Origin of the sequence: Candidatus Nitrotoga sp. 1052 (assembly GCF_927312905.1) — a bacterium.
Taxonomy (GTDB): Bacteria; Pseudomonadota; Gammaproteobacteria; order Burkholderiales; family Gallionellaceae; genus Nitrotoga.
On record NZ_CAKMHQ010000014.1, the window covers coordinates 128,069 to 137,658 of the forward strand.

Annotated in this window: 7 protein-coding genes; 1 reads left to right on the forward strand and 6 read right to left on the reverse strand. The window is 49.2% G+C overall.

The features are described from left to right. Positions 1-31 precede the first annotated feature (31 nt). From MJ768_RS03100 to MJ768_RS03120, 5 genes are all read right to left on the reverse strand, one after another. Positions 32-2,101, reverse strand: a complete 2,070-nt coding sequence (locus MJ768_RS03100) for an ABC transporter ATP-binding protein (RefSeq protein ID WP_239287890.1) — start codon at positions 2,099-2,101, stop codon at positions 32-34. After that, entirely contained in the window at positions 2,098-3,543 is a 1,446-nt protein-coding gene (locus MJ768_RS03105) for an ABC transporter permease (RefSeq protein ID WP_445082963.1), read from the reverse strand. Before MJ768_RS03105 ends, MJ768_RS03100 begins: the two co-directional genes overlap by 4 nt. 147 nt (positions 3,544-3,690) lie before the next feature. Continuing rightward, positions 3,691-4,668 carry an ABC transporter permease gene (locus MJ768_RS03110; RefSeq protein ID WP_239287892.1) on the reverse strand — a complete coding sequence of 326 codons (978 nt, stop codon included), beginning with the start codon at positions 4,666-4,668 and terminating at the stop codon, positions 3,691-3,693. Positions 4,669-4,937: 269 nt separating this feature from the next. Next, positions 4,938-5,255, reverse strand: coding sequence for a hypothetical protein (locus MJ768_RS03115; protein ID WP_239287894.1), 318 nt, complete (start codon positions 5,253-5,255; stop codon positions 4,938-4,940). A 391-nt stretch (positions 5,256-5,646) separates the two neighbouring features. Then, complete coding sequence (locus MJ768_RS03120; protein ID WP_239287895.1) at positions 5,647-7,785, reverse strand: ABC transporter substrate-binding protein; 2,139 nt, start codon at positions 7,783-7,785, stop codon at positions 5,647-5,649. 76 nt (positions 7,786-7,861) lie between these two features. Between MJ768_RS03120 and ygfZ the strand changes: the two genes are divergently transcribed. Further along, positions 7,862-8,932, forward strand: a complete 1,071-nt coding sequence (ygfZ, locus tag MJ768_RS03125; RefSeq protein WP_239287896.1) for a CAF17-like 4Fe-4S cluster assembly/insertion protein YgfZ — start codon at positions 7,862-7,864, stop codon at positions 8,930-8,932. A 142-nt stretch (positions 8,933-9,074) separates the two neighbouring features. On the opposite strand, the gene MJ768_RS03130 is transcribed toward ygfZ, so the two are convergent. After that, the gene (locus MJ768_RS03130) at positions 9,075-9,503 is read right to left on the reverse strand and encodes a GNAT family N-acetyltransferase (protein ID WP_239287897.1); all 429 of its coding nucleotides are present in this window, start codon (positions 9,501-9,503) and stop codon (positions 9,075-9,077) included. Positions 9,504-9,590: the final 87 nt, after the last annotated feature.

The window sequence follows — 9,590 nt, forward strand, 5'->3', positions numbered from 1 at the left end:
CATGCTTATAATGGTGCGAATTGCGTAACCTTTACTCCGCCGCCAGATAACAATGCACGCGGTGCGTGGCGGTAATTATCGTCTCACCTGGATATTCTTTGTGGCATTCCGCCATGGCATGTGCGCAACGCGTGTGAAAATGACAGCCCTGCGGTGGATTGGAGGGAGAAGGCGTTTCCCCAGCCAGGCGAACAGTTTTCATGCCCTGACCATCTATTCTCGGTACTGCAGACAGCAATGCCTGAGTATAAGGATGTTTGGGGGCATGCAATACTTCCTTCACCGTGCCGCGCTCGACGATACGTCCCAAATACATCACATATACCTCGTGCGCGAGATATTCCACCACCGCCAGATTGTGCGAAATAAACAGGTAGCTTAATCCTAGTTGCTGCTGCAATGATTTCAGCAAATTCAAAATTTGTGCCTGCACCGAAACATCCAGCGCGCTGGTCGGTTCATCGCAAATCAGCAGATTCGGATTAACTGCCAGCACCCGGGCGATAGCGATACGCTGCCGCTGCCCACCGGAAAACTCATGCGGATATCGCCACTTGGAAGCTTTCTCCAGCCCAACTTGTTCCAGCAATTCATCTATGCGGCGTTGCCGCTCATCGCTATTGTTGGCGATAGACAGCGCATCCATGCCCTCTTGCAAAATTTCTGCTACGCGCATCTTGGGGTTCAACGATGCATAGGGATCCTGAAATATCATTTGCATTCCGGCACGCTGTTTGCGCAATTGCCGCGCACTGATGCCTATGAGTTCATGGCCCGCAAAACGCACGCTGCCTGCGGTAGGTGTAATGAGTTGCAGCAGCGCCTTGCCCACCGTGGTTTTGCCGCAACCGGATTCACCCACCAGCGCCAACGTACGCCCCGCTGGAATGTTCATGGACACTCCATCAACCGCTTTAACGTGACCTACTGTGCGCTTCAATATGCCTTTGTGGATGGGGAAATGGACTTGCAGGTTTTCAACTTGCAAAAGTGAAGAGTCACTCCCCTCTTCCCCAGCCACTTCCCCACTTGCGGTAGAAGATCCGGGAGAGAGAGGCACGTTCAAGTTTAATTTATCACTCCCTATTTGCGATGTGTACAGATGGCACCTTACCCCCTGCCCGTTTTCCAGCTGCGTCCACTCCGGCACCTGGTCGTGGCACAGCGCCCAAGCTTTATCGCAGCGCGGAGCAAATCTGCAAGCTGCAAGTGACGCGCCCAATGGGGGGACATTGCCCGGAATGGCCGCTAATGGTTGCCCACTGCGTCCAGCATCCGGCAATGCGGCAAATAGTTTTTGCGTATAGGGATGAGCGGGACGCGCGAATAATTGTTCGCGCGGCGCCTGCTCGATAATTTGTCCGGCATACATCACACCGACCTGATGTGCCATTTGAGCTACTACGCCCAGATCATGTGTAATCAGCAACAACGCCATACCGGTTTTCTGCTGCGTATCGCGCAGCAGTTTAAGCACCTGCGCTTGTATGGTCACGTCCAGAGCGGTAGTTGGTTCGTCTGCGATCAACAACTTTGGTTGTCCGGCCAGTGCCATTGCAATCATTACGCGTTGTTTCATGCCACCGGAAAGTTGGAATGGATATTCATTCGCACGGCGAAACGCATCGGAAATACCCACTTGTTCCAGCAATTCAACACAACGCGGACGAATTTCATCGCCGCGCAGTTTTTGATGCAATTTCAGTGCCTCGGCAATCTGGTCGCCAACCGTCATCACTGGGTTCAAGCTCAACCCAGGCTCCTGAAAAATCATTGCCATCTGACCACCGCGCACCTTGCGCATGGCATATTCTGGCAGCGCCAAAATATCTTCTTCGTCAAGTTTAATATCACCGCTTGCGATGCGTATTCCATCCGGCAGCAAACGCATCAGTGATAACGCCGTCATGGATTTGCCACAGCCGGATTCGCCAAGCAGCGCAAAGGTCTCGCCCTGTTTAATACTGAACGATATGTCATCCACAATGCGCGCACCATTGTTCAGCCGCGTCACCAAGCCATCTACATTCAGTATAAATTCCCCCCGTCCAATTTCTGGAGGAGCGCTGGGAAGGGGGTTGAGAGAGAGGTCAGATTTCATGCAACCGCCTCAGTCCTATTCAAGCGCGGATCAAACGCATCGCGTACCGCATCAGCAAACAGATTGGCGGCCAACACCAGCACCAGCATGAATCCGAACGCAGCCGCCAGTGTCCACCACACCATCGGCTCACGCCCCATCTCCAGGCGGGCGGAGTTTATCAACGTGCCAAAGCTCATCGTACTAGGGTCAACCCCCACACCGACATAAGATAACACCGCTTCGGCCAGTACCAAGCTGCTGAAATCCATCACCACCGCAATCAATACGATGTGCATCACGTTTGGCACGATGTGGCGAGTAAGAATGCGAGAAGTTGAAACGCCGAATGCCTGTGCTGCCTGGATATATTCCAGCTCTCGCAACTTAAGTGTCTCGCCACGTAGCAGGCGACATAGCCCGGTCCAACTGGTCACACCGAGGATCAGGCACAAAAACAATAAGCGTAAATCTGCGCGTGCAGCAGAAGTCTCAAACCACTCAGGATGCATCTCTATATAAACCTGCATCATTAATACTGCTGCCGCAATCAACAACACGCTGGGAATAGAACTTAGAACGGTATAAAGATACTGGATCACATCATCCACCCAGCCGCGCAAGTATCCTGCCGCAATGCCCAGCAGCAATGCAAATGGCAACATCACCAGCGTGGTGACAGTGCCGATCACAAGCCCGGTGCGAATACTTTTCAGCGCGAGATACAGTACATCCTGCCCCACTTTGTCAGTACCCAGAACGTGGTAAACCGCGGCCAGATTGATAGTCATGCCAAACAGCATGGCAATTAACAAAGCCGTTATCAGCAATGCTCTGAATGGCCTGTTTTTCATCGCTCTCGTAAAGGTGAAAATCCAGTTATCTTTACTGATTTCCGGTACGGTCGATAACCGGCCTGTCCTGAGTTTGATGAAAAAATGGAATAACATATTACTGACTGCAATCAATAACACACCAATTATCAGCCCCTCTAAAGCACCAATCACTGTGCGTTTAAGCACATCGCCCAGAAGTTCGCGCTGTGGATCGGCCAGATGGACACCACCGTAACGCAAGCGCGGATAATCTCGAAGTATCTTGCCATCCGGCGTTTCCATACTTTCCTTGGCATACAGATACGCCGCCAGTGGCGCAGAATATGTTTTCTCGCTACGACTCTTAATGCCTTTGGCAAGTGCATCGAAGACACTCAGCACCTCGGCCGAATACACTGTCTGGCCATTGCTCTTCTCCGGCAGCGCCGCGCGGTAATGCATGGTATCGAGCAACCCCACCAACACGAATAACGACAGCAGCAGCAGCGACACCATGCCCACACTGCCCTTAGCCACGCGATGCCAAGGTAGAACAAGATGAGGACGCTTACGTATCCACAATGCCGCAGCAAGAATTGTTGCGAGCAGCAGGAAGATCATCGCATCTGTCCAAAGAATTACGGGCATATTACTCACCCCGACATTGAGTACTGAAAATCGCTCGTTCTGAGCATAGAATGGAATTGAAACATGGGCAGCTTGCTTCACACATTAAGCTCGATCTGAGCTTATCGAATGACTCATTGCGGACGGGAAATATGTTTATAAAGGCACTCATTGCAACCTCACTCGCGGGTCAACGATGGTATACGAGATATCTGTCAAAACTAAACCAGCGATATACAACATCGAACCAAGAAATACCATGGCACGCACCACACCGAAGTCCTGCGCATTGATTGCGTCTATTGTGTAACTGCCCAAACCGGGGATACCGAAGAATGATTCGGTCAGTAAGCTGCCCATGAATAGCAGCGGAATGACTACCACCACACCGGTTAAAATCGGGATCATTGCATTCTTCAGCACGTGACGGAATAACACGCGCAATTCCGACAAGCCCTTGGCGCGAGCGGTTCGCACATAGTCCTTACCGATCTCTTCCAAAAAAATCGTTCGATACCAACGGCTACTGGCACCGACACTACCCATTACGCCAATCAATACGGGCAGCAGCACAAACTTGATACTGTCTATGCCGCCCGCATAGCCAGAGATCGGCACCCAGTGCCACAATTTACTCGCCACGAACTGACCGCCAATGATGTAAAACAGACCGGATATGGACATCAGCAAAACACATAGCGACACGCCCAGCATATCCAGCGCAGTCGCTCTGAACAATGTCATCAGCAGCGCAAAAGTAATGTAGATGAGCAGACCAATAAGGAAAGTAGGCAACGCAATTGCGAGGCTGGGCATCATCCGGGTCTGAATTTCACGCGCAACATTACGCCCGTCGTTGGATGAACCAAAATCAAATGCAAACATCCTGGCCGACTTCTGGAAAAAAATCGTATCGCTGATTTTTCTCGCGCCCTCTGCATGGGCATTAAATAGCAGCGGTTTGTCATAGCCATGCTGCTGCTTCCACTTTTCGATCGCTTCAGGCGTAACGCGCTTCATGCCCAATTGCATCCGCGCCATATCGTCCGCCGTATTCACCACAAAAAAAAGAGAAAAGGTAAGCAGGTTCACACCGATCAAAATCGGGATAGCATACAGAATGCGGCGGATAAGATATGCGATCATTTAGAGAGAGCTGTAGGGTACTCTTGAGTACCATAATGCATTTGCTGGCCATTTTGAGCGTCTGTAAAACGCACAAATTGGGCAGCTAAAAAACGACCTTGACCAATAATTTACTGAAAATTACAGGAATATGTCCGTACGTTAACAGAAGTAGCCAGAAATAAGCATAAGCCAAACACGATTAATATCAAGTACCCCTCAAGATATTTAGTAATGTTTTTATAAAATAAAAACATTACCTTTCAGCTAATCATCCATTTTTAATTATTTTATTCATGAGCTTTAACTGGAACATCATGCTCCAACAACAGTTTTTGTCTTTCCACATCACGCGGGTAGCATTCCATCTCCGAACCTACTTTCCGTTCAATCCCCTTAACCTTTGCACAGACCATTATAGGCCCTAGAGGCGTTGCTTTAGGCCCACGGCACCAGCCATCAGCAGGGGTAGTTTTAAAATCTATCCATACTCCTTCTGCTGCCAAGCACTCCTCTGGATCAGTAGGATAAGCGTGACTAATAATTGGTGCAGAAGCCAAAATTGCTATCAACACGACCTTGGATGCTGTTATTTTCAAAGTGCTCAAAATTTTCCCTTTCTTTACGTTGCGGCAAAAAAGGTGTTGCCGCACACCTGCATGTTATATCTCAAAAAAACTTAAAGTTTTATCAGGCATGCTTATAAAATTGTCTTCCATTTTAATACTTGATCTAAATGTTTATTATGGCCAGGTAATTGAATCCGCCAGAATCATATTCCTTCATTTTTCATCATATCATTATTAAGGGCGCCTCTAAAAATCCAATTTTCGTCACAATACTGCGTTACTCGAAAAAAATTATCGCTTACATATCAAGTATATGCCGCACTCAAATTTTTTTCTCGTGCCTTGTCTTGCCTAGAAACTTGAATTTTTAGAGGCGCCCTTAAGATTGTATTTTATGCCCCGGCTTTAATTGTATAAACAAATGAAATAATCATCGCGCCTCTTCTCGCTGCCGCAGCACACGCCACAGCCACCCGCCCAGCAAGGCAAGCGCGATACCAATCAACCACAATGGCCACAGCTTCGGCTGGTTCCATCGGCTACGCAGTTCATCGCGCTGTGCTGCATCTATGCGCAAATATTTGATATTGTTATTTGCCATTTTATTGGGCTTGCTGTTGTGCAGCCAGGCATGGCGTAGCACATAATCCTTAGGATGCTGCCCCCATATCCATGGCGAATCGCGGCGCAAAATTTCCAGCATTTCATCAATTATTTCCTGGCGTGCCGAGCCGTTTTCCATGTTCTTCATCTTCTCAAACAGGCCGTCATATTCCGGGCTATTGTAGTTCGACGCGTTCTCGCCGCCCTTCACGACCTTGCCCTGCGCACCATGCAGCAAGAATAAAAAATTCTCCGGGTCGGGATAATCAGCGTTCCAGCCGAAATAAAACATCTGCGTATCGCCTTTACGTAACTTATCCTGAAAGCGGTTGTAATCAGTACTGCGTGCCACCAGTTGTAAATTAAGTTTGTCGAGTTGCTTACGAAGCCAGTCCAGACGCGACTTGCTGCCCACGCCGGTAGCGGTAGTATCAAGATAGATAATCAACGGTTGTTTTGTTTTTTCATCCAAACCATCGGGGTAACCGGCTTCGGCCAGCAGCTTTTTTGCCTCATTAATTGATTTACGCTGAGTAGCACCGTTGACCCAGTCATACACGTAATGATTGATGCCTGCCTCGTCTTCGCGGTAGCCGAAAATACCAGGCGGAATCGGCGATTGCGCGCTAATGCCACGGCCATTAGCGAAAATGGAAATGAATTCCTCGAAATCCACCGCAATAGAAATGGCACGACGCAACTTGGTCGCACGTTCACTCGGCCCGCCCACAACCGGATCGAGCCAGTTGAAGCCCATATACGAAGTGGAGGTAGCTACCGAGGTGGAAAGCTTAATGCCTTGTACTTTCATCTCGTCTGTAACGTTAGTCTCGCCACCAACATTCACCTGTACTGCTTGATCAAAACTATCAGAACTGATGCCTGCCGCATCGTAATAACCTTGCAGGAATTTATTCCAGTAGGGAATGGTTTCCTTCTCGAGACTAAACACTACTTTGCTAATTAATGGCAAAGGTTTACCCGCGTCAGCCAGCAGCCCAGCTTCTTTATCCCCCACTTCACCTTCGGTCGGATAAACTTCGCCTGAGAAATGCGGATTGCGCGACAGCACCATACGCTGGTTGGGATCATTTTCCGATAGATAATACGGCCCACTGCCCACCGGCCACCAATCCAGAACCAGATTGCGTTCGGACATTCCATCCTGCGCATAAAAGCGCTCGGCCTCCACTGGCATTGGTGAAAAAAACGTCATCGCCAACCAATAAGCAAACTGCGGATATTTACCGTAAATCTTGATACGGTAAGTGTGGTCGTCTACTACCTGTACACCTTCCAGCGGATAGTCGTGGAGATCAAGGAAAGTATTGGGGCTCTTTTTTTTAGCTTGCTGCAAAGTTGCGATGTATTCTTTAAGGCCGACGATGTAATCCACCATAAGGCCTGCAATTGGCGAATGTATGGTCGGGTGAGCTAGCCGTTTGATCTGATAAACATAATCCGCCGCTTTTACTTCACGCGTACCACTATGCGGGAAATCATTCAGTGCATGAATATTGCGTAAATCATTGCTTGTAAGCGCATGATATTCCAATTGACCTTTGGCATCGCGTGCAAAAGCCGGATGCGGCTGGTAATTCAAACCGGAACGCAAATGAATTTCGTAAACACTGAACGCCACCTTATCAGCAGGTGCATCATCTGGTAACAGCTGGTTATTTTTATCCAGATAACTCACTGCCGGCATTTTACTGGCTGCCTGCGGCACCAGCGTGTATGGACGCTTCAGGAAATGATATTGCAACGGCGGTTGATATATCTGCGCAAGGAGAATATATTCATTCTCGCTATATGCTGACGCCGGATCGAGATGTTTAGGCCGTTCGGTAAAAGCAGAATAATAAATCGACTTGCCCTTATCGCTGACCGGGTAGGGATTATTCCACAAACCACCGTCACAGGCCGCAATCATCAGGAGCAGCGGTAAGTAATATAAGTATTTCATGGCACGAGAGTTTATCCGAAATACCGCTATTCGTGGTAAAGTTACGATCACTTTAAACTTATAAATGGGCAGCAAGATGAATTCGATTTGGCAAGATTATTTACGGGAACAAGGTGCAGAAATACAAGATGGCATAGTGCGGTATTTTGGCGCCGGGCAAGGCGAACTCGCTGCCGCACAAGACGGCATGGTGCTGTGCTATTTAAGCCAGCTTGGCGTACTCAAAGTGTCTGGTGAGGATGCTGAAACCTTTCTGCAAAACCTGCTTAGCAGCGATGTGCGTGAAGTCACTCCATGGCATGCCCAATTCAGCAGCCTGAACAGTCCAAAAGGACGAATGCTGGCAAGCTTCCTTATCTGGCGTAAAGGAGTGCTTGACGACGCAGACAAGGCTTTTTTCTTGCAGTTGCCGCTCAGTTTGTGCGCCGACATCCAGCAACGTCTATCCAAATACATCCTGCGCTCCAAAGTAAAAATTGAGGATGTGAGCGATCAACAGATCAGTTTTGGTTGGGCAGGAGAAGGTTCGGAGGAACAACTGCGGGAATACTTGGGCTCGGTTCCGGTAGAACCTTGGGGCGCAGAAGAAGTAGGCAATCGCGTATCGGAACACAATGATACTGGCGTCATTCGTCTCGGCGAACAGCGCTTTCAAATCAACACAACTATCGAACATGCACCCGCCCTATGGCAAAAACTCATCGTCGCCGGGCGTCCGGTTGGATCACCATGTTGGGACTGGCTCACGATCCATGATGGGATTCCAGTGATTCTGCCGGCTACCCAAGAGCAATTCGTACCACAAATGGCCAACATGGAACTGATCGGTGCCGTGAACTTCAAAAAGGGCTGCTATCCCGGCCAGGAAATTGTGGCGCGCATGCAATATCTCGGCAAACTCAAACGACGCATGTATCTGGCGCATATCGAAAGCGATGCCCCACCGCAACCGGGTGACGAGCTCTACAGCGCGGACATGGAAGGACAGGCCAGTGGCATGGTAGTCAACGCGTCATCCGCTCCGGACGGCGGTTACGACATGCTGGCGGTGGTGCAGATTAGCAGCCACAAAGACCAAACTGTGCACTGGAAATCTCTGCAAGGCGCGGCGCTACGATTCATGAGATTGCCTTATCCGATTTACTAGAAATCTGTCATATGATTTGGCGAGAAAAGCGGACAGCATTTTTTGATTAACAAAAAATGTGGAGGGACTGTCAATGGAACGAAACTGCCCATCACAACACAATTAAAGTACGCGCGTAAATTCATTGAACTACAGGCGGGTTTTAGCAATTTTTTAAGCGTAACTGCATCTTGATGTGCGGCATATTGGCGTCCATGAAAATCTCACCAACCTCAGTAAAATTAAAACGCCGGTAGAACAGCACAGCCTGTATCTGAGCGCCTAATTCCACCTGAGCATAATGCTGACTGCGCGCATAATCAAGCAGCGACTCCAGTAATAAACTGCCGACCCGTTTGCCACGCCATGCTGGCAACACGGCTATGCGTCCAATATGGCCTTCAGGGGAAATGCGCCCGCAACCAATCGCATCACCAGTGGCACTTAATGCCAGTGCATGATGACAGGCGTCATCTAGCCCATCCCATTCCATCTCGGCAGAAACGCCCTGCTCACCCATGAACACGGCTTCGCGCACCACGCGCAATAAAGGTTGGCCGTTATGCCAAGAAAGCAGATGTACACTAAACAAATTGCTTATAACATTCCCTTCTCATCAAACAACAGGCGGATTCAAGTTCGAAGTGCAACAGCCAGTGGTTGCTTGGTGTAGCGTAAT